We start from the raw sequence: 22,097 nt of genomic DNA on the forward strand, positions 1-22,097 counted from the left end.
AGTAGGATGGTCGCATCATGGCTTAAAGTCCTGTAAATATAGCGATTTATTTTTCTAGCGGGAGCATCATGACACCAGTCGTGCCATCATTTTGGCGTGGCTAGCTCTCCGTTGAGGGCGCGTTGTTTCCAGGCTTCGATGTCAGCTTCAGCCCATGCGACTCGGCCACCGCCGAGGGCGCGGTTCTTGGGGAAGGTGCCCTGCTCCATGCGGCGGTAGATCGTGCTCACGCCGAGTGAGGTTTCGGCCTGGACGTCTTTCAGCTTGAGCAGGCGACCGGGCGATCTAAATTCTGGGGTGGCGCTCATAGGAGGGCTCCTTGGGCTGCAGATTGGTCCTCTTGGGTTCTGATGCGCCGATCGCAGGCGCCGCACATCCACGGCCCATGCGAGCCGGAGTGGCTAATGACGGGATGCTTTGCCCCACAGGCGCAGCGGTCGGGTTTCCAGCTCAGAAGCATGCCGCGACTCCATTCTGTGCCTCGACTTCCGCAAGCGTGCGGTGGGACCCAAAAGGGAAGGGGTCGATGCTAGGCTTGGGGCCGTCTTCGCGCGCGGCGAAGCTGGCGAGGTATTGCTGGCCTGCAGGGGTGACTTCCAGCTTCAGCCGGAGGGAAGGGCGGGCGATCGGTGAGATGAAGGCGCCGGGCATCAGTCGATCCCCAGTGCGGTTTTGTAGGTTTCGAGGACCGCTTCCATGTCGCGGCGATCGTCGGGCCGCATTTTGCGCAACCGGACGATCTGGCGCATGATCTTGGCGTCGTAGCCGGTGGCCTTTGCCTCGGCATTGACATCCTTGATGTCGTCCCCGATGCCCTTCTTTTCCTCTTCCAGGCGCTCGATCCGTTCGATCAGCAGCCGCAACCGATCATCGGGAGCGCGATGCTGTTCCGGCAGGTCGATTGGGATTGTGATCTGCGCATCGCCGTCGGAGTTGGTCTGGATGCGAGCACCCTTGCGATACAGATCCTCGGCAAGCTTCTGCAGCTTGCCATCGGCCTGCTGAAGTACCATGCGGCGCCCAACGTGATCAGGAGCGGAAACCAAGCCTTCCGCTTCCATCAGTTCGACGTGGCGCGCGGCCACGTTGTATCCCACGCCCATCTGGCGCTGAAGCCAGCTGATCGAGGCTTTCTGATGATGCAGCACGAGGCCCTTGGCAGCATCATAATCCGCAATCGCATCAATGGGTGCGGTGGCAGGTGGGGCAGCGGCAGTCTGGACAGACATGGTGAGTCCTTCCGTGAGGCGGGGTCTCAAGGGACCGGGTTAGTCGAGCCACCAGCGGCGCGGGGCCTCTGGTGTTGTGAGGGCCGGTTCCACAACAGGAGCCGGGGCGGTTTCGGCGGCGGGGCGCCGCAGGGGCCGGTTCATCGCTGCGCGCAGGCGTTCGCCTGATTCCTGCCACTGGCGATCCGCTTCTTCGCGGCGGCGAGCCTCGCGCGCCTGGGCGGGCAGGCAGCCCATCTGCATTGCCAGGTCGAAGCTCTCGCGCGCGGCGCGAAAGCGCTGGGCGAGAGTGACGGCTTTACGCGGCATCGCGGTGCTCCTGTTCAAAGGGGATGGCGGGATCGCCTTCGATGCAGGCCCGCTCGCGCAGCGCGCCGCAAATCGCACGCGTCAGCTCAGCCCCGGTCAGGTGCCAGCGCAGGGCGCGGCGCATGAAATCCATCGTGGCGCGGCGATTGGCGGGCACGCGGTAGCGGGCACACATGGTGACCAGCTCGGCCTGCCACAGCATGTCGAGCGCAGCAGAGGGCAGGGCCTCCGCAAAGACGGGGCGAGGCGCGGTCCAAAGGTACTCGGTGTGCGAAAAGCACTCTGCCGAGAGCGCCCGGTTGCGTAGAGGGTTGGTGCCCCAGCGGTCAATCACCTCGGGCAATGCAGCACGGTAGTACTTCCCGTCACGCTCGCTGTGCGCGGCCCACTTGTTGGTCGGCTGTTCGACCAAGAACTTCTCGTGCAGAGCCACGATCACGTGATGCGCAACGCCCATCATTGCGGTCAGCTGCGCCGGAAGCCGATCGAGCTTGTCCTTCTTCGACTTGATCTCGACCGCGACGATCTCGGCCTTGTCCACTGCCAGTACATCGATGCGATTGCCAAAGCTGGCCGCGTTGACCTCGTGCATTATGCGTGCACCGGGCATCATGTTGCGCAGGCGCTTGACTACAGCCTCGCGGATCTCGGCTTCGTCAGGGGAGCGATAGGCTGGCATCAGAGCAGCGCCCCCTTCGCTTCGGGAAAGAGGCGGGAATAGTCCGGATAGTCGCCTTCGCGGGTCAGGCGGGCGCTGGTGCCGGGGGGTATCCAGCGGTGGCGCGTGTCGTGGTCCGGGCCGCGCCAGATGATCCAGCTGTAGGCCGTGGCCGAGCTGGCTTTCTTGGGTTCGCCGTTCTCATCCAGGTTGAAAGGATCGGGCTTGTTGCGCTCGATCAGTCGGCCCTTGAGCAGCACCACCCGTTCGCAAAACGTGGCGATGCAGGCGGGGCGCTGTTCGGGCGAGAACAAGGGCTCGTAGCGGTCCTCGGATTCGGTAAAGGCGGAGCGGGCAAACACGGCCACACCGCGCCGTGCGATGCGACGGGCACGCTCGATGAAGCGTCGCGCAGGCACGAACGGCGGGTTGAGGAAGATCCAGTCAACGTCCAGCACCGGGGGCGCAGCGCTGAGATCGAGGAAGTCGAAGATGCCGTGCTCAAGCGAGTAACGGTGGACGTCGGTGGCATGGACCTGCGCGAAGTACTCGCGCATCGGGCGCGCCATGTGCAGCTCACCGCAGCAAGGCTCCCACGCGCGCTGCAGTTCGAGAGGCTCGCCATATTCGGCCTGCAGCAGCTCGCACACCGCGCGGGTGGCCCAAGGCGGCGTGGGGAAGTACTCAAGGCTGTCATGTGGCTCGATGCGCCGCTGCATGACGGCGGTGGAGCGGTTGGGACCGGTCATGCCAGTTGTTCCGGCATGCCGTTGTGTTCGACGCCATCTAGTAGGCGACCGGCGCGCTTCTTGCCGACCTCGAACATCGTCATTGCGCCGGTGCCCTGCCAGAAGGCTCCGGGCTCATGCATGGCCCTGCCATCGAACCGCTTGCCGTCCCGGTGCAGGACGCACTGGTCAACCTTGCATCGGCGCGAGGCTTCAGGATCGTGCTTCGGGGCCGGGTGATAAATGTCCTCGAGCAGTTCCTCGGGCATTTCACAGACGGGTGCCCAGTTGCCCCACTGCTTGAAGTGAAACGGGACGCCAGCGGCGATGCTGCATTGATCGCGGAGGGAGCGTGCCCAGTCGGGGTGCATCGGGCGAGCACTCGGCCCGCTTTCGCCGCCAGCAATTACCCAGTCGAGACGGACTAGATCGCAGGGATCAAACTCAACCGGCCCGAGCAGCGGTTCGCAGGAGAGGAAGCGGACGGCGGCGGGGGTGGCGAGCAGATCGGGGATGCGCTCGTCGGCGCGGGTCTGGTCCTCGACGCTGACGCCCAGCCAGACGTTGGGGAGTGGCCAAGCCTCAGCAGTGGTGTGAGGGATGCCGTCAAGCCAGAAGTCGCCAAACCGCTCCCAGCCCCCGTACTGAGCATGAACTCTTTCGGAAAGGGCAGACATGTATTCCCGCATGCGCTTGCTTCGCTTGGTCAGGATCATGTGGATGTGCTGTGGGGTCGCTACCGCGCTCGCGAACACGCGGTCGATCCACTCGTCGGGCACGGCATCGTGAAAGGGATCGCCGTGGGCGTTCCAGAAGATGCGGCGCGGCTTTGACCAGGACAGCGGCTGCAAGAGCGCCTTTTCGTTGAGGCGCACTTCGCCGTTCCAGATGGGACCGGCCTTGCTTTCGATCGTCAGGCCTGCCCGCGTCGGGTGCGTCTTCATCCGCGTGCCTGCCAGCTTCATGGCATAGCAGTTCGTGCAGCCGGGGCTGGTGACGCTGCAGCCGTTGATGGCGTTGACCGTAGCATCGGCCCATTCGATCTTGGTGTGGTCAGCCATCACCGCACCCATGCGTAGACGAGGCCGCCGAGCACGGCAGCGAGGGCGATGCCGACAAAGATGCAGGCACGGGCAAGCATGACAGCCGCGTCGATCTCCGATTGCGACGACTGCTTTCGGGCAGGGTCGCGCTCGGTCTCGATCGAGAGGTAATAGTCTCGGAAGGGATTGCCGCTCATTGGAACACTCCCGGCAGGAGGGTTGGGCCACATTTGCCGAGCATCCAGATCAGGCCGACGATGGCAGCGGCGATGCCAACGGTTCCGGCACCCTCGCCAAGCTCGGCGCGGCGCGTCCGCTCAACACGGTTCGCCAGGTGCGGATTATCGGCGTCGAGCTTCCACGCGGGCGAGGCGGGCTTCCACGCTGCGCGGTTGTTAGGCGCGCGGCGCATCAAGCGGCACTCTGCCGAACGTCGGCCAGCAGGGCGTTAACCCGCTGCACCCAGTCGATTCGCACCGCGGCGCCGGGCGGCATCAGGTTGGCGCCTTCAACCAGCAAGTCCATGACTTCGCCGCGCAGGCGGACCTTGTCCGATCGCGCATCGGGGCGGCGCGTTTTTATTTCCCGCACAGGGATGCCGAGGCGGGTGCAATCGAGGCAAAACACGGCTCCGGCCGATTGCGTCCAACCGACCGGAAGCTTGCCATCAGCGGCGTGGTGAAGCGTGCCGCAACCACACTGAAACGATGGCACGGCCGCGAGTGCAGGGCGCGGGGAAGCGGTCTTGGCGATGGAAGGCTTGTAGCGAGGCCGGGATTGCGTCTTGGGCATTGCGGGCTCCGGAAACTGGCAAGGTGATGGCGCATCCGGAATCGCGTCCGGCAAAGCGCAGCGGGGAGCAGGGAATTGATCCGGGCCGATCAGCCCGGCGTCATGGCGTCAGCCGCACCCGGTATCGGGTGCGATCAGATCTGGCGTCGTGACGTCAAACAGCTCGGGCTGGGCCGGATCGCGCTCGCGCATCAGTTCGAGGACTTCGGCCCGGGTGGGCTGGCGCATCTTGAGATCGACGCGAGGGTCGGGGATGGCGCTGGGGCGCAGGCCGTGGTCGTAGATCTCGCTGGACTTCCAGGCATGGCCGCAGAACAGGTTGGTGCACTCGTAGTAGAGTTCGCGGTTGGTGATCGCGATCTCGCGGCTAGAGCGGCAGTTCGCGGCGCTCTGGCAGTGCGGGCAGCGCGCGCGGGCGCGGCCCTTGTGGAAGAACGGAGCCTCGGCCGTTGCGGCGGGCTGTCCGGAAACTGCTGCTGCTGCCCCTCCCATGACGATCAGCTCTCCCGCTCATTGCCGTGATGTGGGCCGCGCTCTTGCGCGTCCAGCGCGGCAATGCCCTTGGTCAACGATGCGATGGCTTCCTCGCCCTCTTCCCGGGCGCGGCGGCGCATCTCCGGGTCCTTGGACGTGGCCGCGTCGATCATCGCCGATACTGCCTCACCGGTTTCCTTGGCAGCTTCGGCAGCAACCTTGATAAGGTCTGCATGTGGAACGTTCCGCTCGGCCAGTTCGAGCCGCAGCGCGAACAAACGGTGGAACGGGGCATGATCACCGCCTTCATCCATGAAGGCGCGGTCAAGCCGCTCGGCGTCGATCATGCGGATAGCTGCCTGGGTGTCGGGCTCGGACCAGTTGCTGATCGCCCGACGGCCGACGCCGCAAATCGCGGCGCAATTGTCCCACCCGATCACGCCCGCAACTGTCGCCAACGTGCGCTCATAAGTAAGGGGCTCGCGGCGCTTGGTCATGCGGCGGCTCCCAGATCATTGTTGCGATGCAAAATGCCACCGTTTTGGAAAGAGACGCGGCCATCGCCGATGTCTACGCCATGCCATGCGGGCGGTGCGTGGGGCACTTCCACAGGGTAGATATCAGGGCGCAGGACATGGCGAGACACGCCGCACTTAGCTTCCGCAGCAAGTACGTGCTGGGGTGGAAGCTGTTTCGATTGGTTAAGCCAACGCCAAACAGTCGGCTGAGAAACCTCGAAAAAGTCTGCCATCTCCTGCTCCGTCTTGAAGCATGCGCGGACCGCCATCAGGGCTTCGTACCGGGTCGAATATCTGTTCATGTATGGCTGAATATACGACGACATATTAATGGTCAACGCAAAAGTTGCATGCTCGATTATGCGGGCGCGTATAATGATGCCGCATGGCTGAGGTAGTTGGTGAGCGCGTAGCTAAGCGCATGAAGGAACTGGGTCTAACCCAGTCCGCTCTTGCTCGCGCCGTCGGTGTGAAGCAGCCGTCTATCGGTCGATTGATAGCGGGAGAAACGCGGCAGACGCGGCATATCGTTGAATTGGCCCAAGCGCTTCGAACTTCTCCGGAATATCTCACCGGTGAGCTGGTCGAGCCAGACGTTGCGAGCGCCAATGACCGGCGGGATTCCTTCGGCGCCTTCCCGGTTCAGAACTTCGAGGAAATGGCGGCCGAACGGGGGCTCCTGCCCATCCGCCACATCGATCTAGCGTTCGGTATGGGGGCGACTTACCTCGACAATCCAGTTGAGGAGGAAATGCGCTTCTTCCCCGAAGCATTCATCCGCGCATTTACCAAAGCGCCGCCATCAATGATTTACTTTGCAGAAGGCGCCGGCGATTCGATGATGCCGACGATCCACTCAAACGACGTCGTGATCATCGATACTTCGGCCAACCGGATCACGATGGCTGACCAGATCTGGGCATGCACTTATGCGGGCCTCGGAATGATCAAACGGCTGCGGCCGATGCCAGATGGTGGCGTGAAGATCCTGTCCGACAACCCGAGCGTGCCAGCAGATACCGCTTACGACGGCGAGCTTAGCCTGGTCGGGCGTGTCGTTGGCGTTGCGAGGAAGATTTGAGGCAGAGCGGGGATATTTGATGGCTTTGCCTGGAATGTCTTTGGCCGTGGTGGGCGTTCGGCATCCCAACCGAGACAAAAGCAACCGACAATTCGAGATCGCGATCTGCAAGCCGGGTGAGCCCGTTGAACTTCGGCCGGAGCCCAAGAATCCCGCAGACGAGAACGCGGTAGCGGTCTTTTCCGTGCGGGGGGTGCAGATCGGTTATCTCACTGCAGAACGTTGTGGGCGTATTGGCGCTTTGATCCGTCAGGGGCGGGAGGTCGAAGCGGTCTTCCAGAGAGAAGCGCAACATGGCGCGTGGATACGCGTTGCGTTTGACGGCGAGAAACCAGTCGTCGATCTGGATCCGCCAGCATTTGTACGCGCACCGCTTCGAGCTGATGGCATTGATCCTGAGCCTGACTTTTACCCGGACCCGGAATGGGAAGACTGAAGCTCCAAGTGCAAGTAAGATAAAAGAAAAGGTAGGTCCGTCGAGTCGCGGTTAGTTCTTCATGGGGGTAGATGATGGATTTTGAAGCGAGCATCGCGGAACTCCAGTCGCGGCTGCGCCAGCATCGCGAGATATTGGAGACGGAAGAATCGGCCAAGACCACTTTGGTTCTTCCTTTCCTGCGCGCACTAGGGTTCGATGTCTTCAATCCCGCCGAAGTGAAGGCCGAGTTCACTTGCGATGTGGGGACCAAAAAGGGCGAAAAGGTCGATTATGCCCTTTGCGTCAATGGTGAGGTCACGGTCCTGGTCGAATGCAAGCCGGTTTCGAGCGAGCTGTCGATCAAGCATGCCAGCCAGCTGTTTCGGTACTTTGCGGCCACCAATGCGCGCTTCTCGCTGCTCACCAATGGGGTGATCTACAAGTTCTTCACGGACAGCGACAAAGCGAACATGATGGACGAGGCACCGTTCTTCACGTTCAATCTGGACGACTACCGCAAGGCCGATCTGCGCAACCTCTCAGCTTTCCAAAAGAGCGAGTTCGACGTGGAGCGCATTGTCGCCCAAGCCGGCACGCTCAAGCTGCAGTCGCAGGTGATGATCGAACTCAAGAAGGAGTTCGACAACCCATCGGATGAGTTCGTGCGCGTGATCGCCTCGCGCCTGCACGATGGCATCCTGACCAAGCCAGTGCGGGACAGATATCAGGCCGCAATATCCGTCGGCATCGAGACCATGATCCGCCAGCGCATCGACGAGCGCCTGCAGAATGCCATGGCACGGAACGATGAACCCGCACCGCTCGCCGAGCCCGATCCTGTCGCTGCGGCGGACGAGATCGAAACCACGCAAGTCGAGATCGATGGCTTCAACATCATCAGGGCGATCTGCGCCAAGCTCGTCTCGCCCGATCGCATCGTGATGCGCGATGCCAAGTCTTATTGCGCGGTGCTTCTGGATGACAACAACCGCAAGACGGTGGCGCGCATGCACTTTAACAGCGCGAAGGCGCGATATGTGGGCGTGTTCTCTGGCAAGGATGAAGAGAAGAAGCCTGTGACCGGCCCGATCGACATCTACCAACACGCAGATGCCATCGTTGCGCGCATCCAGGAGCTTGAGGCGAGCAAGTGAAGACGATCCCCTTCCTGTTCGCCGCTGCCGCCGCAGTTGCCCTCACTTCGTGCGGCGGCAGCACTTCTGATCCTAGCGCGACCAATGCTACCGCGCCGCGCCTGCAGGGCGAGCTGGATGTGGATTGGCAGCAGGCGCGATACCAGGCCTGCATGAAACGGATGGAGCATTACCAGCAGCTCGGCGTGTGGAAGCACGGCGGCGCGCGTCCCGGTGTGGCTCGTGCCGCTTGGGACCAGCTGACTGACGCAGAGAAGAGCGAGGTCTTCGACGTGGCTGGCTGCATCACCGCCGCAGGCCAGCTGGGCGAGCGCATGGTAACGGTCAGCGAAGAGGGCAACGGGCCAGAGATCGAGACGCGACGGGTGGCTAATGATCGGGATTTTGTGGCGGAGGCTGGATGAGTCTTTGATCCGCATGCCTCAGGCAACTGAATGAGCTGATTGCGAATGGGACCAGCACAAATGGGCTCCGAAGATACTGCTGAAGCTGCCATGCATCGCGTGACCTTCGAGCTCGATGGTCACATGACTGCCCTTTCGCTTTGGCATCCGTGCCAGCCTCAAATCGGAGACAAGATCTTTCTGGCTTCGAGCGAGTGGACCGTATCCGTGGTCAAGACAGAATGTGTGGACGCCGGGGACAGGCAGGTGATGCTGACGCGGTACGTTCTTTCGGATGAGACGCCGGTCACGGGCATCCAATATGGCAGCGGGCCCGGGACCAACACTCGGAGCGACTGACCGATTTTTCAGAAGGAACCAAGCTTATGAACCAAGAAGAAAGTTCGCTCGGAAAACCGCTCCACCGAGATGAGATGGCACTCGATTCCTATCGCCCGATAGTCAACAAGATGATGTCGAACGACCGCCTCGACAAGTCTAGTCGCCCTACACCAGCGCCCTCGCGAGACGATGGAGCATCCGTGCAACCACGCCCCGCGCCCGCGCCGTCCAGCCCGCCGCCTCCGCAGAGGAAGTAGCCCGATAGGGGGCAGACGGCGCAAAGCGGATAGCGATACGCCGCACCTGATTTGATGGGATGTAGGTGATGTTCGCACCCCATTCCGGATCAATCAAGCCTTCCACCGGAGCCGGTTCGGCACCCGGGGCCTGCGATTGATCAGCATACATCAGCACATCGCCGGTGCTGCCAAGGACGTAGGGGCCGAAGGGCAAGTCTCCAACGGGTGCGGTGTTGGAGCAGAAATAGGTGTAGCCATCGGTGGTCTCCACGCAGAGCTGACGGGGGTGGTGCCGGTCATTCTCCTGCAGGTGATCCATCGCGCTGATTGTTTCATCGGCCCACGAGTATCGCGTGGTGCGCAGCAGCGCGCGCAGCGCGGTCCGCCCCAGCTTTCGCCAAATCACCCCAGCAAAGAGGCTTGCGGCAAGGGCACTTGCCACTCGCGCTGGAAACACCAACATTGGTGTTAGCCACAGGGAAATCATGGCAACGAGGCCAAAGGCCACCGTAAGAAATACGGCATCTACCGGCTTGTGGTTATGCCGGATGCCTACGTAGGCAAGCAGATAGGCAAGGTATCCGCTGCCAATCACAGTCTGGAAATCCCACGGCAGCTTGGCCAACTTGCTTATGACATCAGCGTCCATTGCTAGTTCCTTTGCATGCAGTTGACATCTGCCTCACATTTCATAAGGTGAGAACACCAAACGACATGGCCTCGGGGTTGCAGCCTCGGGGCCTTCTTCGTTTCAGGCTGCCACTTCCATCTCGACCCGCGTCTTCAACCCGCTGCTGTCCATTGCATGTTCGGCGCTGCTGATCAGCCAGGGCGTGGCGTCGATCATGGATTTGAAGCCGATGGCGGTGATCTTCATGCCGGGGGAGAGCAGGGGATTGCCCCAGGCGAGGCTCGCCGAGAGAGTGGCGGCGGCGCGTTTCAGGCGTTTGCTTTCGGCCTCGGCAGCGGCCTTTGCATCGTCCTCGCTGGCATAGGTGCGCTTGAGGCGCTTGCGGTTTTGACCGCCTGTGCTGACCGTTTTGCGCTTGGCATCGGCGGGATCGTGCCACTGGGCCTCGGCCCCGTCCTGCGCCTTTTCGCGCGCGGCGCGTTTCCAGTCGATCGAACTGCAGCGCTCTTTCAGCAGGACTGCCTCCGGGATGGCATTGCCGGTGGCGGTGGTGCTGGCGCCCTTGGGCGCGAAGATCAGGCATCCGGCCTTTACCACCGCGCTGGCATCGTGCCGCCGCGCCAGATCGCGCAGGAACTGCATGTCGCTCCGACTCGCCTGCTCGGCCACCTTGATCGCGCGGGCGGCAAGGCTTTCGTGGCAGCGGGGTTCGAGGCCATGCTCCTGCGCGATCACGCCGACGATATCGCCCAGCGTGCCATCGCTCCAGGTGCGGTTGCGGCGGGTGCGGAAGCTCTCGGCCAGATCGGCGCTGCGCGCGGTGAGGGTGATGCGATCCGGCGGGCTGCTGTATCCCGCTTCGTCCACCTTGAAGCTGCCCTTGTAGACCCACCCTGTCGTCACATCGGTGCCGCGCTCCCAGCCCAGCCACACCTGCAGCGTTGCGCCTTCGGGCGGGATAGGCACGTTGCCCTTTGAATCGTCGAGCACAATCTCGAGCTGGTCGGCTTCCTCGCCGTCCTTTTCCGACAGGCGCAGCGAGACCAGGAGCGGATCGAGCTTTGCCGTCAGGTCTTCAGTGATCCCGGTGGTGCCGGTGACGACAACGCGCCATTGGGCCTTGGGCTGGACGTAGTTCGATCCGTAGGTGGGCGTGACGCTGGCCATCACTTTACGCGGGTCAGTTCGATCGTGAAGTCCTTCACCCGGGCCATGCCGTTTTCGGTGAAATTGTCGTGGCCTTCATCGACGCGATCGATGGTGAAATCGCCAAGCACGTTTCCGCGCCCGTCCATGAGGGTATAGGCATCGCCGGTGTCAGCCATGTCCACCAGCGTTTCGAGCGCGCCGTAGCGGCCCAACACCTCGGGCACGAGCCGACCGGTGAGGGTGATCTTCTCTGCGCCGGGGCCGACGAACTGGCTGGCGGCGATTGCGCCGAACCGCTCGGTGCGCTCGTGCCGCCATTCGCGGCTGCGCGTGAGCTTGTCGAACAGGGTGCTGTCGGTTGTGAAGGCGAACATGCCCAAGGCGGCGAGCTGCATCTGCATCAGAAATCATCCTCCTGAGAGCGGAGGCGCTGACTACGCTCGGCCCGGCGCACCAGTTCGGCAACGCGTTCGGCCAACGCCTGCGCATCCTCACCGGGCTGCTGATACACGTTGATGGTGACCGGGCGGGGCTGCGCTGCAGCGGCGGCGGGAGCGGCACCAGGGGCGGGGGCCAGCGCCATGGCGCCAGCGCCTGCCACCGCGCCTGCCATGCGCCCCATGGCGCGCACGGGCTGTCCCTTGGCCTGATCGAGGCCCATGCCAAGGCCGGTGGCGACGTGCCCGCCCATTTCCATCATCAGGCGCGAGGGGCTCTTGATCCCGAGGTAGGTCTTGAAGGCGGTGATGCCGTTCTTTGCCATCTGGATCAGCTTCACGCCCAGCGCCAAAGGATTGATCGCGAGCAGCAGGCCATCCATCATCATCCGGCCGATGTTGGTGAGCTCGGGAGGCAGACTACTGAAAATTCCCTTCACCGCCGCCACGCCCGCGGAGAATACGCCGGAGATGGCCTGCCACTTGGCAGAGAACCACCCGGAGATGCCGTCCCAGTTCGAATAGATCTGGTAGGCAGCATAGCCAATCACAGCAGCCAGAGGCAGCCATACCCCGGCAAACATCGCGACGCCCGCGCCTGCGCCAGCGAGTATCGGTGCCAGCGTGGCAATTGCCCCAGCAATGCTCGCTACGCCGATCAGGATCGGGCCGACCACAGCTGCAATGCCGCCGACGATAACGATCCACTTGCGGGTTTCCGGCGAGAGTGTGGCGAACTTCTGGATGATGCCGGTGAAGGTCTGGATCAAGGGCGTGATCGCGGGAATGAGCTGCTGCCCGACGATCAGCGACATGTTCTGCCACGCCGCCTCGGACGCGCGCAGCTGGTTGGCGGTGCTGCCCGAGGTTCGCGCCAGGTCGCCCTGCGCCGCCGTTGTCTGGGCCATGATCAGGCCCGCGCGGGCCATGATCTTCTGCTGCTCGGTCAACTCGCCGTTTACCGGCTTAAGCCCCATTTTTAGGGCCTGCGCCTTCACCGCGGCTTCGGTCATAAACACACCGAAGTCGCGCAGCGGCTCGCTCTCGCCCGTGAGGCCCGAGCGCAGCTTCTCGAGCGCGGTGCCGGGATCGACGTTGTAGAAGCTCGAAAGGTCCTGCGCGAGCATGGCGAACTGCTGGCTCATGCCTGCCGACTTTGCTGGGTCAGCCTGGTTGAAGAAGATCCCGAAGGTGTTTGCGGCCTGCATCAGTTCGACATTGGTGCGGCCAACGGCAGCGCCTGTCTTTGCAGCCCAGGCTTCCATCATCGCCCCGTTCTTGCCGAAGGTGACGTTGAATGCGCTGCGCAGCTCTTCGGCATCCATCGCCGCGATGAAGGCACTGCGCCCGAAGGCGACGAGCGGCGCGGTGACCGCAACCGATGCCGCTGCGCCCGCCTTGCCCGATGCCGCTGCGATGCCGGAAAACCGGCTCTGGATACCGGCGATGCGTTCGAGCTTCGTCTTCTGCGCGTCGATCTTCCCGTTGGTCTCGGCAATCGCGCGCGAGAGCGACTGTTCGGCAAGGACAAGGCCCATGCTGGTCGAGCCGCCCTTGAGCAGCTCGCGGACGCGCTTCAGTTCCTTCTCGTTCTCGCGCACTTCGGCCCGCATGGTGCGCAGCGATTGCGTGCTGGCCTTGCTGGCGCCGACGATGTTGCGAAGCCCGCCCGAGAGCTTGTCGATCCCGGTGAACTTGACCAGCAGGTTGAGCTTGTTGTCGGCCATCGGGAAACTCCTGCTATCGAGACCGCTGCAGCAGTCCGCATTGCGGCGGGGCGATACGGGCAACGGCAAGACCCTGCCAGTAGATCAGTTCGTCGACGTCCATCGACATCAGCTCTGACAGGGGCCAGTGGAACACCGCCGCGATGTCGGCCATGACTTCGCCTAGCTGTCCGAAGGTTGCGTCCCCGCGAAGTGCTCCCTGATCGCCGCCTTCATCTCGGCGCTCATAAAAAAACCCTTCACGGCACCGGCCAGTTCGATCAGGTCTTCGCTTTCAAGATCCAGTATCTCGGCCTCGATCAGCGTCGGTTCCGTGATGCGAGGGAGCAGCACGAGGAGCGAGTTGACGTCAGTCGAGTATAGGTCCTCGATCTTGAGGCCGCGCAAGGCGCCCGCCTTGGGCTTGCGCAGTGTGACTTCGGTGATGTCTCCACCCTTGCGCTTGATCGGGGTGGAGAGGCGGACCTTGACGGTCTGTGGGTTGGCTTCGGCTTCGGACATGTGCGGGGTCCTTCAGATTGCGCGGGGTTGCCTGATCTCCCGACCGACGGCCCCCGCTGACCGCCGGCCGGAAGTGCTTTACCCGCCGATGGCGGCGCGGATTGCTGCGCGTCGATCGACACCGAAAACGATGAAAATGCCTGCGATAAAGTCGATCTCGATCCAGTCCTCACCGTCCACGGTCAGCTTGTAGTAGCTGCAGGTTGTCTTGAAGGTCTGCTCGGTATCGTCACCCACCTTGGCCGTGCCCATGTCGATCTCGGCAGTGCGGCCCCGCGTGACGATCTCGCAAGAAAGGACCGCACCGGTGTCGTCGTCCTGATAGGCCCCGGCGAAGCGGTTCAGGTTCGAGGAAAGCGATGTCGCGCCGAACTGCTTGAAAAGGCCACGCACCAGACCGCCCGCCTTGAACTCGAGCTCGATCTTTTCCATGCCGAAGTCGATCGGCACGGGGCCCAACATGCCGCCAGCGCGATAGTCCTCGAGCTTCATGGTCAGCTTGGGCAGGGTCACTTCCGGGATCTGGCCCTTGTAGCTGACCGCATCCTCGAAAAACTGCATATCCTTGAGCTTGGAAGGGAAACCCATGGTGTGATTCCTTGTGGTCGACCGGGCTAATGCCCGCTTTGCGGTCATGCCGCCGGTCTCCGGGGCGGACTTCGCCGCCGGTTTCCGACGAGGTGTTGCGTTACGCCGCCAACTGCGCGGAAAGGTCCGCGTAGTACTTGTCGGTGATGCGCTGGTTGAGCTCGAGGCCTTCGAGCGGGGCGGCAGGAGTGAACTCGTAGTCGATCACCAGCTTGCCTGCGGCGAGGTTGGCCTGCGAATTGAGGGCCGGATCGAACCATGCCCGCCCGCCGATGAGGCGCTGCTGGACGACCAGGCTGCGGATGCGCGCGTTGATCGTTTCGAGCACGTCCTTGACCAGGAAGGCGGTGAGCGGTTTGTCGGACGCCCAGATCAGGCCCGCCGCGATCTCGTCCTGCAGAATCTGCGAGGTGCGCACCGCAGATTCGAACGCGAACAGCGGCTCGTCGGAACAGGTGCGGTTGCCCCAGTAGATGAACCCGCCCGAGGGGCTGCGCACCAGCGTGGTGATCTGCGCATCGTTCAATGCCGCAACATCGGTGGTCGGGTCCTGGATGTCGAAGAACAGGCTCTGCGACACGCCCGTGACGCCGCCGACCGCGACGTTGGACAGCGTCTTGTGCCAGCCCGTCTCCTCGTCGATCTTCGCGCGCAGGCCAAGCGCACGCGCCACGGCATCGCCCGGGAAGTCATTCGACCAGTTCGGCCAGAGCAACATCAGCTCGCGCGCAGCGAAGTTCTCGCGATAGGTCACCGCTTCAGCCACGGTAGCACCCTCGGCAGCGGCATAGACCATCGCGCGCAGCTTGCCCGCGACGGTGGCAAGGGCGGTGGTGACGGCCTGCGTATCGAGCCCCGGAGCGCCGATCACGCGCGGGCGGAACCCGGTCACGCTTTCGGCGGCGAGCAGGGCATAGAGACCCGAGTAGTCACCCGCGCTGCCGATCGTCGCCGTGTCCTGGTCCTCTTCGTCCACAGCCACGCGCACCACGATCACGATCGGGCTGCACTGGTCATAGATCGCCTCGAGCGAAGGCAGCAGCGTGCCGCCGGTGCCGGCCTGGCCGATCGCCTTGCGCACGTCGGTTACCAGGACGGGCGTATCGAGCGGGAAGGCAGCGTTGAGCGCGTCGGTTGCGGCACCGGCGGCGGCAGTGGCAGTGCAAACAAGGCCGATAACGCCGCTGGCCACGGCAGCAATCGTGCGGGTGCCTTCGGTGAGCACGTTGGTCTTGATACCGTGCATGAGATTAAGTCCTTCTGGCGATGGGGATGGACAGGCGGGTCAGGGTGTTGGCAGTGGAGCCGGTGCGGGTGCCTTCGATCGTGACGCTGGCCTGTCCGCTGGCGAACTCGCCCTCGATGCGCACCGTCTTAAGCTCGATGCGCGGCTCCCAGCGCGCGAGCGCGATGGCGATGGCCATCGAGCAGAGCAGCATGGTCGCAGGACCGAGCGGACGGTCGAGCAGTTCGAACAGCAGGCAACCGTAATCGCGGCGCATGGTGCGGCTGCCCAATGGCGTGGTGATGATGTCGGCGATCGACTGGGCGAGGTGCTCATCACCCGAGATCGCAACGCCGCTGGTGCGGGACATGCCGGTCAGGCTGCTCATACTGGGGTTCCGGTCTGGCTTCCGCCTGCCGAGACGCCGCTGTGGCGATGGCTCTTCAGGCTCTTGCCGCCGCCGATCACGTCTTCGCTGGCGGTGAGGATGCCGGTGACGGACACATCGCCCTGGATATCGACGCCGCCATCACTGACGAGCACGGTGGTCGCGCCCGAGGGCAGCTGCATCAGCAGCTCGTGCGCGTCGGGATCATAGGAAAATACCGCGCCGTCCTTGAACCGCACCAGCGCAACCGGTTCATCGATCGGCGGGGGATTAGCGCTGGAATGAAGCCCGCCGACGAAGATCCCGGCACCGAGTTCGCCACCGGGGCAGAACAGCAGGCCCTGTTCGCCCACCGCAGGCGGAAGCCAGGCGCGGGTTTCACCCATGCGGGGATGCAGCCAGCGCACCGGCGGGGTGACGGCATCGTCGCCCCCGCTTTCCGGATCATCGAGCCGGATGGTGCAGGTTCCGCCTTGCAGATCGACCGATGCGACCACGCCGACGCGGATCAGGGCGTCAACATCGGTCGGGGCGTCTTCTGGCGTTCTGGACATGACGGCAAACATGCCGCCCGCGCCGCCCCGCGCCACCCTGCTGCGTTGTAAGCTCCCACCTCACAACGCGCGCGGGTGGCGGGATTGCCGTGCTTTGCCGAACACAAGCGGCATGGTCAGTTCCATCGCCTCCGGCCCATCCATCGATCTTTCCGCGCTGCCCGCGCCGGAGGTGATCGCACAACCGACGTTCGAGGCCCGCCTTGCCGCCAAGCTGGCGCAGCTGGTGGCGCAGGCCCCGGAATTCACCGCGCTGGTCGAAAGCGACCCGGCGATGAAGCTGCTGCAGGCCGACAGCTACGACGAGATGATCCTTGCGCAGGCCTTCGCCGATGCGGCGCGCGGGCTGCTGCTGGCCTATGCCACCGGGCCGCGCCTTGATCACCTTGCCGCGCTGTTTGCCGTGGAGCGGCTTGAGGGTGAAACCGACAGCGCACTGCGCCAGCGCGTGCAACTCGCGCCGCACAGCTTCTCGGTCGCAGGGCCGGAACTGGCTTACGTCTACTGGGCTCGCACCGCCCATCCCGACGTTGCCGATGCTACGGCCGTTTCTCCGACGCCCGGGCAAGTGGTGGTGACCGTGCTTTCCGCCAGCGGCGATGGAGTGCCGGGTTCGGGCGTGCTTGATGCCGTGACCGAGCTGCTCACCGGGCCGGTGCGCCCGCTGACCGATGAAGTGATCGTGCAGCCTGCCACGCTGGTGCCATTAACGATCGAAGCCCAGCTCACCGTCTTTGCCGGGCCTGACCAGGCGCTGCTGCTGCAGACCGCGCTCGCCAGCTTGGACGCCAACCTTGCCACCGCGCGCAAGCTTGGTCGCGACGTGACCCGCTCGGCGCTGATCGCCGCGCTCCACGTCGCCAACGTCCAGAAGGTCGAGCTGCTCTCGCCGGTTGCAGATCTCGATATCGACCCCAGCGAGATCGCCTCCGTCACCGATATCGACGTGACCATCACCGGGACGGTGATCTGATGACCTCTCTCCTGCCTCCCAATGCGACCAGCGCCGAGCGTGCGCTTGAGCAGGCGATGCGCGCCGGGATCGACCTTTCGGCAGTCGGCACGCTGTGGAACCCGGCAACCTGCCCGGCAGACGTGCTGCCGTTCCTCGCATGGGGCCTCGCGATCAGCCACTGGGACGCGGCGTGGACCGAGGCCGAGAAGCGCGCCGCGATCGCGCAGGCCATCCCGTTTCACCAGATCAAGGGCACGCGCGCCGCTGTCGAGCAGATCCTCGCTCGGTTTCACCCCCTGCTTTCGATCGTCGAATGGTGGGAAGCCAACCCGCGCCGCAATCCCCACACGTTCGAAGTGCGCGCTCCGGCAGGTCCGGGCGGGATCGATGCGAGCTTCCTCACTGACGAGACTGCCAATGCCATTATCCGGGACGTGGCGGCAGCGAAGCCGTTGCGCGCCCACTTTGATTTCGTCTTCGCGCTCGAGGCGCAGGCCTCGCTCTACATGGCAGGCGGCGTGATGGCGGGCACGATCTCGCGCCGGGATTACGAAGCCATCCTCGATGAAAGCCGCGATTGGACGATCGTGCTCCAGACCGAGGATGGCGAGCCGATTTACACGCCCGATGGGCTGGACCTTCTGGAGACATCCTGATGAGTGCCATTCTCCTCTCGCTGACCAGCGCGGGGCTTGCTGCGGTGCAGGCTGCAGCGGGCACTGACCCGGTGGTTATCGCCGAAGTCGGCCTCACCAACACGCCTTTTGACGTTGCGCCCACGCTCACCGCCCTGCCGGGCGAGTTCAAGCGCATCGGCGCGGTCTCGGGCGTGGCGGCGGCAGACAATGTCACCCACATGACCGCCTACGACACCAGCGATGATGTCTGGGTGGCAACCGGCCTCGGCCTCTGGCTTGAAGACGGCACGCTGTTCGCGGTGCACAGCTCGGAAGAGCCGATCCAGAGCAAGGCTTCGATGGCCTTCGCCCTGATCAGCTTCGACATCGCCTTTGCGGCTGATATCGCCGGGTCTATTGCGTTCGGCGATCCCGTGTTCACAAATCCGCCGGCGACCGAGAAGATGCGCGGCCTGATCCAGCTGGCGAGTGCTCTTGAAGCCCTGGCAGGCACTGATGAGCTCAAAGCCCTGACACCAGCTCGGGCCAAAGCTGTCGTTCTCGCCTGGCTACTCACGCAAGACGGTTCGGGCTGTGGCCTCGATGCCGATCTGCTCGATGGGCAGCACGGTGCATGGTACGCCGATATCGCCGCGCGCCTCGGGTACACGCCGCTCAACGCCACCGCCTACACCGCTGCCGATGTTCTGGCCAAGCTGCTGACGGTCGATGGTGCGGGTTCGGGCGTGGATGCCGACACGGTCGATGGACACCATGCCGCTGCCTTTCGCCGCGTTGTCTCTTCAAACATCACCGCGAACGGCGGGTACATCGAATATTCCGATGGCCTCAAGGAAACATGGGGCTGGGTCGATTGCGGGGCCAACACCTCGGCCTGGTACAATGTGCCGCTTCCGCACACGAGCTGGATCATCCCGACGCTGGGCATCGAGGTGCAGCCGGGTGACGACAACAATTCGGAAAACACCGGCCTCGGCGTGATCACGCTCGGCCCTCCCACCACTATCGAGATCTACAGCGCGGAAAACTTCACCGCGCGTGTCTTCATCCAGACCAAGGGCGTTTGACCATGAGCGAAGCCATGAAGATCACCGTCGGCCGCTTCGATGCCGCAACCGGCACGGTCCCGGTCACTTTCGAACAGAACGGCAAGAGCCACTCGCGCGCCGTCAATGCCGTGATCGGAAACGACGGCAAGCACGATCGCGCCGCCACGCTGGCCCGCGTCGACGAGGTTGCGGCAGGCGTGGCTAACAAGTTCGCGCTTGGCCTGCTCGGCGATCCTGCAGGGGAGGCCTGATCGATGGCCAAGATCACCGAACTCGATCCGCCACCTTCGCCAATCGATGGGACCGAGCTTGTCCCGATCGTGCAGGATGGTGCGATGTGGAAATCGCCTATCGGGCAGCTTGTCGACGTATTGGCACAACCATTTGTCGATGAGGCGCAAGCCAACGCTGAAAACGTGCGCGGCACCCTGGGCGTCGAACGTCTCGGTCGCCCCGTCATTACCAGCACTGCCGGCAACGGTTCGAACGCCGGGCTGTTTATTCTTGTTGAACCCGTAAAGCATTCCGGCACGTGGCGCCGGATTCATATTCGTAATGGCACTGCTGGTGCGAAAACGCTCAAGATCGGGCGCTATCAAATTCTCGAAGATGGACAGTTCGAGCGTGTGCCCGGATCCGAGCTCACAGCTTTCGATGTTCCCGGGAATGAAACGAGCCAGATCACAGTCTCGGCGATCAGAAGGCCTGGCGAGTTTACCGGGATTTCTGTCCCCACCAATGGCCATGGCCCTGCATACGAAGTTGGCACTCCGGGCGACAGTGGCGGCTATTGGTACCACAACGTTGCTGAGCCTGTCGGGGCATTCATGCCTTCTGGAGGCAGCAATCCTCAGGTGAACATCCAGCTTCAGTTCGGCATCGAAGGCGACTATGCGCTGGCATATGATGATCTCAAGTCAGAGCTTGAACCTCGCATCGGGGCACTCGAAGGGCCGGTAGAGCTCACGACTGCAACGGTCTCACAGGTTATCGAGACGGTACCAGTTGTTGCTCTTTCGCGGATGGATCCGGCCAATGTCAGCTGGGTAACGGGGGCGCCGGCAGCAACGGCATGGGCGCCCGGATTTTTGGGAACCAGTTTTGGGGCAGATCTCGCTATTCGCGCCTTGAAGCTCAGGCCCCATCGTGCTGCAGGAGTTGTCTCTTTCAGGGTGCAGCTTTTCAGCAGACCAATCGCCAACTCCGGCGTCCCCGCCATAACAGATCGGGCAGATTGGCCAGATGCCGTTAGTATCTCGGCAGTATCGATCGCCGAAAATGCCTTCGGTGATGTTGTTGTGCAAAGTCCCGTCGATGTCTTGAATGACCAGACACGGTCGTACTACGCCATTGTCGAAGGACTTGATGATGGCGGGACTGTTGTAAGCTTTGGCTATGCGCGTGGCGGTGATGGCACCAGCCTTGCGCAAATGCAGCGCGGGTTTTACCGGATGCCCAACGGTGCATGGAGTGCCGTCGGCACAGCCTCAGCAGCAGCGATCGAAGTTTTGACAGACAAGGCCCAGATCAAGGCCAGTGCCCTTCCAGCAACGACGCCCACTACAACCACATCTTCAGGCCCGAGCAAGCGACGCGGCTTGCTCCTGATGCTGGGCAGGACAAACCTCGTCTTTGATAATACCACGCCGACTACCCATCGGCGTGCGTTTACGCTGCCAGCCAATGCCAAGCGCATCCGTGAGGTGATTTTCAGCCATTCCTCGGCTTTTCAGGTGCCTGTCACTCTGGCTGCGATCACATCTGTTACTTCGGTTGGGAACTTCGCCGCGGCAGGGGCGGCGTGGCAGCCGTTGACGTTCAACGGTGGCGCGCCCACCGGCAACATGCCGCCGCGTGCTGGCGCCAATCGCTACGCCATGCTTGCCTCTGATTCCGCCAACTTTGCTTTGCTCGATCGCACAGATGTAGTGGGCGCTGGTAAAATCGTGATTGTTTCGGCGTTCCTTGGTGGTGGCGGGTCGCCAGTTCTGCTCGGCCAGGCAGGAACTGACGATTACCGAACGGACTGGGAAGCGCGAGCGGACTTCCCATCGGTCATGCGTTGGAACACTGGCGATTGCGTAACCAATCCCGCAAACTTCACGAGCACAGAGAACCGCGTTAACGGCACCTGCATCGCTGGACTTGTGGTGGAATGCGACGACGGCGAACTGATGAGCATCGGCTTTGTCGGCGACAGCATCACCAATGGCGCGGGCATCACCGGAGCCAATGGAGTGCGCTATGGCCAAGGGTGGGCAGAAAAGCTGGCCTATGGCCTGAATTCAAAGCATCGCGGAGTGCTTCCTACGCTGCTCGGGTGGTCTGGCACCAGCATGGCGAACATCCGCGCCAATGCGCTCGACCTATACGATTTCTGCGCGGCGCGCGGCTTGCCGGTGCCAAACATCCTTTTCACACCCAACGCTTCGCCGAACTCGATGGGCACTCCGCTGCTGGAAAGCCAGATGACGGCCCAGCGCGCGCTATCGGATGACATCGTGAACCGTGCACTGGCGGCAGGATCGCAGGTGGTAAAGTGGCTTTGCCTGCCGGTTGATCCGACCACAAAGGATCTCGATCCCAGCGCAGACCCGAATGATGGCGACAAGTTCCGGCGGAATTACAACGATGCCGACAGGGCATTGGCTGCACTGCAGACCGGAGCGGTCATCGCTGACTACGACGCCGCCATGGCCCTTGGTTTCGATGCAGATGGGCAGGCGCTGTTCAACGATGCCTTGGAGGATGATGGCATCCACCCGAATGCTGCTGGGCATGATGTGCTGCATGACATTGGCCGAAGTGCTGCGCGCGTTGTCATGCCAGCGGCGGGGTATGCCGTCGGTGGACTGGTGACCGTATGAACTGGCAAGAGATTATGCAG

General features: G+C 63.0%; 33 protein-coding genes and 1 pseudogene. 10 read left to right on the forward strand and 24 right to left on the reverse strand.

Annotated elements, in window-relative coordinates:
- Positions 1–86: 86 nt before the first annotated feature.
- From AC3WLM_RS21760 to AC3WLM_RS21825, 14 genes and pseudogenes are all read right to left on the reverse strand, one after another.
- On the reverse strand, positions 87–308 hold the full coding sequence (locus tag AC3WLM_RS21760) for a helix-turn-helix transcriptional regulator (protein ID WP_492478037.1): 222 nt from the start codon (positions 306–308) through the stop codon (positions 87–89).
- Between the two features lie 142 nt (positions 309–450).
- Positions 451–651 (reverse strand): hypothetical protein, encoded by a 201-nt coding sequence (locus AC3WLM_RS21765; RefSeq protein ID WP_492478038.1) that lies wholly within the window; start codon positions 649–651, stop codon positions 451–453.
- Positions 651–896 carry a DUF2312 domain-containing protein gene (locus AC3WLM_RS21770; RefSeq protein WP_492478147.1) on the reverse strand — a complete coding sequence of 82 codons (246 nt, stop codon included), beginning with the start codon at positions 894–896 and terminating at the stop codon, positions 651–653. The genes AC3WLM_RS21765 and AC3WLM_RS21770 overlap by 1 nt, the downstream gene beginning before the upstream one ends.
- Positions 897–1,013: 117 nt before the next feature.
- A pseudogene (locus AC3WLM_RS21775) lies at positions 1,014–1,229 on the reverse strand (DNA translocase FtsK); the annotation flags it as partial.
- Positions 1,230–1,268: 39 nt separating this feature from the next.
- On the reverse strand, positions 1,269–1,538 hold the full coding sequence (locus tag AC3WLM_RS21780; protein WP_492478039.1) for a hypothetical protein: 270 nt from the start codon (positions 1,536–1,538) through the stop codon (positions 1,269–1,271).
- Positions 1,528–2,217 carry a hypothetical protein gene (locus AC3WLM_RS21785; protein ID WP_492478040.1) on the reverse strand — a complete coding sequence of 230 codons (690 nt, stop codon included), beginning with the start codon at positions 2,215–2,217 and terminating at the stop codon, positions 1,528–1,530. The genes AC3WLM_RS21780 and AC3WLM_RS21785 overlap by 11 nt, the downstream gene beginning before the upstream one ends.
- Complete coding sequence (locus AC3WLM_RS21790) at positions 2,217–2,945, reverse strand: hypothetical protein (protein WP_492478041.1); 729 nt, start codon at positions 2,943–2,945, stop codon at positions 2,217–2,219. Before AC3WLM_RS21790 ends, AC3WLM_RS21785 begins: the two co-directional genes overlap by 1 nt.
- Positions 2,942–3,985, reverse strand: coding sequence for a phage Gp37/Gp68 family protein (locus AC3WLM_RS21795; protein WP_492478042.1), 1,044 nt, complete (start codon positions 3,983–3,985; stop codon positions 2,942–2,944). Before AC3WLM_RS21795 ends, AC3WLM_RS21790 begins: the two co-directional genes overlap by 4 nt.
- On the reverse strand, positions 3,985–4,164 hold the full coding sequence (locus AC3WLM_RS21800) for a hypothetical protein (RefSeq protein ID WP_492478043.1): 180 nt from the start codon (positions 4,162–4,164) through the stop codon (positions 3,985–3,987). The genes AC3WLM_RS21795 and AC3WLM_RS21800 overlap by 1 nt, the downstream gene beginning before the upstream one ends.
- Positions 4,161–4,379 (reverse strand): hypothetical protein, encoded by a 219-nt coding sequence (locus tag AC3WLM_RS21805; RefSeq protein ID WP_492478044.1) that lies wholly within the window; start codon positions 4,377–4,379, stop codon positions 4,161–4,163. The genes AC3WLM_RS21800 and AC3WLM_RS21805 overlap by 4 nt, the downstream gene beginning before the upstream one ends.
- The gene (locus AC3WLM_RS21810) at positions 4,379–4,759 is read right to left on the reverse strand and encodes a hypothetical protein (RefSeq protein WP_492478045.1); all 381 of its coding nucleotides are present in this window, start codon (positions 4,757–4,759) and stop codon (positions 4,379–4,381) included. The genes AC3WLM_RS21805 and AC3WLM_RS21810 overlap by 1 nt, the downstream gene beginning before the upstream one ends.
- A gap of 108 nt (positions 4,760–4,867) precedes the next feature.
- On the reverse strand, positions 4,868–5,251 hold the full coding sequence (locus AC3WLM_RS21815) for an Ogr/Delta-like zinc finger protein (protein ID WP_492478046.1): 384 nt from the start codon (positions 5,249–5,251) through the stop codon (positions 4,868–4,870).
- Between the two features lie 5 nt (positions 5,252–5,256).
- Positions 5,257–5,730: a hypothetical protein gene (locus AC3WLM_RS21820; protein WP_492478047.1), complete on the reverse strand. Its 474-nt coding sequence runs from the start codon at positions 5,728–5,730 to the stop codon at positions 5,257–5,259.
- Entirely contained in the window at positions 5,727–6,053 is a 327-nt protein-coding gene (locus AC3WLM_RS21825; protein ID WP_492478048.1) for a YdaS family helix-turn-helix protein, read from the reverse strand. Before AC3WLM_RS21825 ends, AC3WLM_RS21820 begins: the two co-directional genes overlap by 4 nt.
- Before the next feature lie 83 nt (positions 6,054–6,136).
- On the opposite strand from AC3WLM_RS21825, the gene AC3WLM_RS21830 reads away from it, so the two are divergent.
- The 5 genes from AC3WLM_RS21830 to AC3WLM_RS21850 all read left to right on the forward strand — a co-directional run bounded on the left by AC3WLM_RS21830 (position 6,137) and on the right by AC3WLM_RS21850 (position 9,147).
- The gene (locus tag AC3WLM_RS21830; RefSeq protein ID WP_492478049.1) at positions 6,137–6,832 is read left to right on the forward strand and encodes an XRE family transcriptional regulator; all 696 of its coding nucleotides are present in this window, start codon (positions 6,137–6,139) and stop codon (positions 6,830–6,832) included.
- 19 nt (positions 6,833–6,851) lie between these two features.
- Entirely contained in the window at positions 6,852–7,268 is a 417-nt protein-coding gene (locus AC3WLM_RS21835; RefSeq protein WP_492478050.1) for an HIRAN domain-containing protein, read from the forward strand.
- 74 nt (positions 7,269–7,342) lie between these two features.
- Positions 7,343–8,404, forward strand: coding sequence for a type I restriction endonuclease (locus tag AC3WLM_RS21840; RefSeq protein WP_492478051.1), 1,062 nt, complete (start codon positions 7,343–7,345; stop codon positions 8,402–8,404).
- Positions 8,401–8,808: a hypothetical protein gene (locus AC3WLM_RS21845; RefSeq protein WP_492478052.1), complete on the forward strand. Its 408-nt coding sequence runs from the start codon at positions 8,401–8,403 to the stop codon at positions 8,806–8,808. Before AC3WLM_RS21840 ends, AC3WLM_RS21845 begins: the two co-directional genes overlap by 4 nt.
- A gap of 60 nt (positions 8,809–8,868) precedes the next feature.
- Positions 8,869–9,147: a hypothetical protein gene (locus AC3WLM_RS21850; protein WP_492478053.1), complete on the forward strand. Its 279-nt coding sequence runs from the start codon at positions 8,869–8,871 to the stop codon at positions 9,145–9,147.
- 147 nt (positions 9,148–9,294) lie between these two features.
- On the opposite strand, the gene AC3WLM_RS21855 is transcribed toward AC3WLM_RS21850, so the two are convergent.
- From AC3WLM_RS21855 to AC3WLM_RS21900, 10 genes are all read right to left on the reverse strand, one after another.
- The gene (locus tag AC3WLM_RS21855) at positions 9,295–10,017 is read right to left on the reverse strand and encodes a hypothetical protein (RefSeq protein WP_492478054.1); all 723 of its coding nucleotides are present in this window, start codon (positions 10,015–10,017) and stop codon (positions 9,295–9,297) included.
- A gap of 102 nt (positions 10,018–10,119) precedes the next feature.
- Entirely contained in the window at positions 10,120–11,166 is a 1,047-nt protein-coding gene (locus AC3WLM_RS21860) for a contractile injection system protein, VgrG/Pvc8 family (protein ID WP_492478055.1), read from the reverse strand.
- Positions 11,166–11,549 (reverse strand): phage tail protein, encoded by a 384-nt coding sequence (locus AC3WLM_RS21865; RefSeq protein ID WP_492478056.1) that lies wholly within the window; start codon positions 11,547–11,549, stop codon positions 11,166–11,168. The genes AC3WLM_RS21860 and AC3WLM_RS21865 overlap by 1 nt, the downstream gene beginning before the upstream one ends.
- The gene (locus AC3WLM_RS21870) at positions 11,549–13,312 is read right to left on the reverse strand and encodes a hypothetical protein (protein WP_492478057.1); all 1,764 of its coding nucleotides are present in this window, start codon (positions 13,310–13,312) and stop codon (positions 11,549–11,551) included. Before AC3WLM_RS21870 ends, AC3WLM_RS21865 begins: the two co-directional genes overlap by 1 nt.
- Positions 13,313–13,325: 13 nt before the next feature.
- Positions 13,326–13,466 carry a GpE family phage tail protein gene (locus tag AC3WLM_RS21875; RefSeq protein ID WP_492478058.1) on the reverse strand — a complete coding sequence of 47 codons (141 nt, stop codon included), beginning with the start codon at positions 13,464–13,466 and terminating at the stop codon, positions 13,326–13,328.
- A gap of 8 nt (positions 13,467–13,474) precedes the next feature.
- On the reverse strand, positions 13,475–13,813 hold the full coding sequence (locus AC3WLM_RS21880) for a phage tail assembly protein (RefSeq protein WP_492478059.1): 339 nt from the start codon (positions 13,811–13,813) through the stop codon (positions 13,475–13,477).
- A gap of 78 nt (positions 13,814–13,891) precedes the next feature.
- A complete protein-coding gene (locus AC3WLM_RS21885) occupies positions 13,892–14,401 on the reverse strand; it encodes a phage major tail tube protein (RefSeq protein WP_492478060.1) in 510 nt (169 codons plus the stop codon).
- 100 nt (positions 14,402–14,501) lie between these two features.
- Positions 14,502–15,647, reverse strand: a complete 1,146-nt coding sequence (locus AC3WLM_RS21890; RefSeq protein WP_492478759.1) for a phage tail sheath subtilisin-like domain-containing protein — start codon at positions 15,645–15,647, stop codon at positions 14,502–14,504.
- 4 nt (positions 15,648–15,651) lie between these two features.
- On the reverse strand, positions 15,652–16,014 hold the full coding sequence (locus AC3WLM_RS21895) for a GPW/gp25 family protein (RefSeq protein WP_492478760.1): 363 nt from the start codon (positions 16,012–16,014) through the stop codon (positions 15,652–15,654).
- On the reverse strand, positions 16,011–16,568 hold the full coding sequence (locus tag AC3WLM_RS21900) for a phage baseplate assembly protein V (protein WP_492478761.1): 558 nt from the start codon (positions 16,566–16,568) through the stop codon (positions 16,011–16,013). Before AC3WLM_RS21900 ends, AC3WLM_RS21895 begins: the two co-directional genes overlap by 4 nt.
- A 112-nt stretch (positions 16,569–16,680) precedes the next feature.
- On the opposite strand from AC3WLM_RS21900, the gene AC3WLM_RS21905 reads away from it, so the two are divergent.
- Genes AC3WLM_RS21905 through AC3WLM_RS21925 form a run of 5 tightly spaced genes read left to right on the forward strand, consistent with a single transcriptional unit; the run spans position 16,681 to position 22,077 of the window.
- A complete protein-coding gene (locus AC3WLM_RS21905; protein WP_492478762.1) occupies positions 16,681–17,541 on the forward strand; it encodes a baseplate assembly protein in 861 nt (286 codons plus the stop codon).
- Positions 17,541–18,179: a phage tail protein I gene (locus AC3WLM_RS21910; protein WP_492478763.1), complete on the forward strand. Its 639-nt coding sequence runs from the start codon at positions 17,541–17,543 to the stop codon at positions 18,177–18,179. The genes AC3WLM_RS21905 and AC3WLM_RS21910 overlap by 1 nt, the downstream gene beginning before the upstream one ends.
- Positions 18,179–19,228: a gp53-like domain-containing protein gene (locus AC3WLM_RS21915; protein ID WP_492478764.1), complete on the forward strand. Its 1,050-nt coding sequence runs from the start codon at positions 18,179–18,181 to the stop codon at positions 19,226–19,228. Before AC3WLM_RS21910 ends, AC3WLM_RS21915 begins: the two co-directional genes overlap by 1 nt.
- A 2-nt stretch (positions 19,229–19,230) precedes the next feature.
- Positions 19,231–19,461, forward strand: a complete 231-nt coding sequence (locus AC3WLM_RS21920; RefSeq protein WP_492478765.1) for a hypothetical protein — start codon at positions 19,231–19,233, stop codon at positions 19,459–19,461.
- A gap of 3 nt (positions 19,462–19,464) precedes the next feature.
- Positions 19,465–22,077: an SGNH/GDSL hydrolase family protein gene (locus AC3WLM_RS21925; RefSeq protein WP_492478766.1), complete on the forward strand. Its 2,613-nt coding sequence runs from the start codon at positions 19,465–19,467 to the stop codon at positions 22,075–22,077.
- Positions 22,078–22,097: the final 20 nt, after the last annotated feature.

Source organism: Novosphingobium sp. FW305-C-30-35, assembly GCF_058783135.1.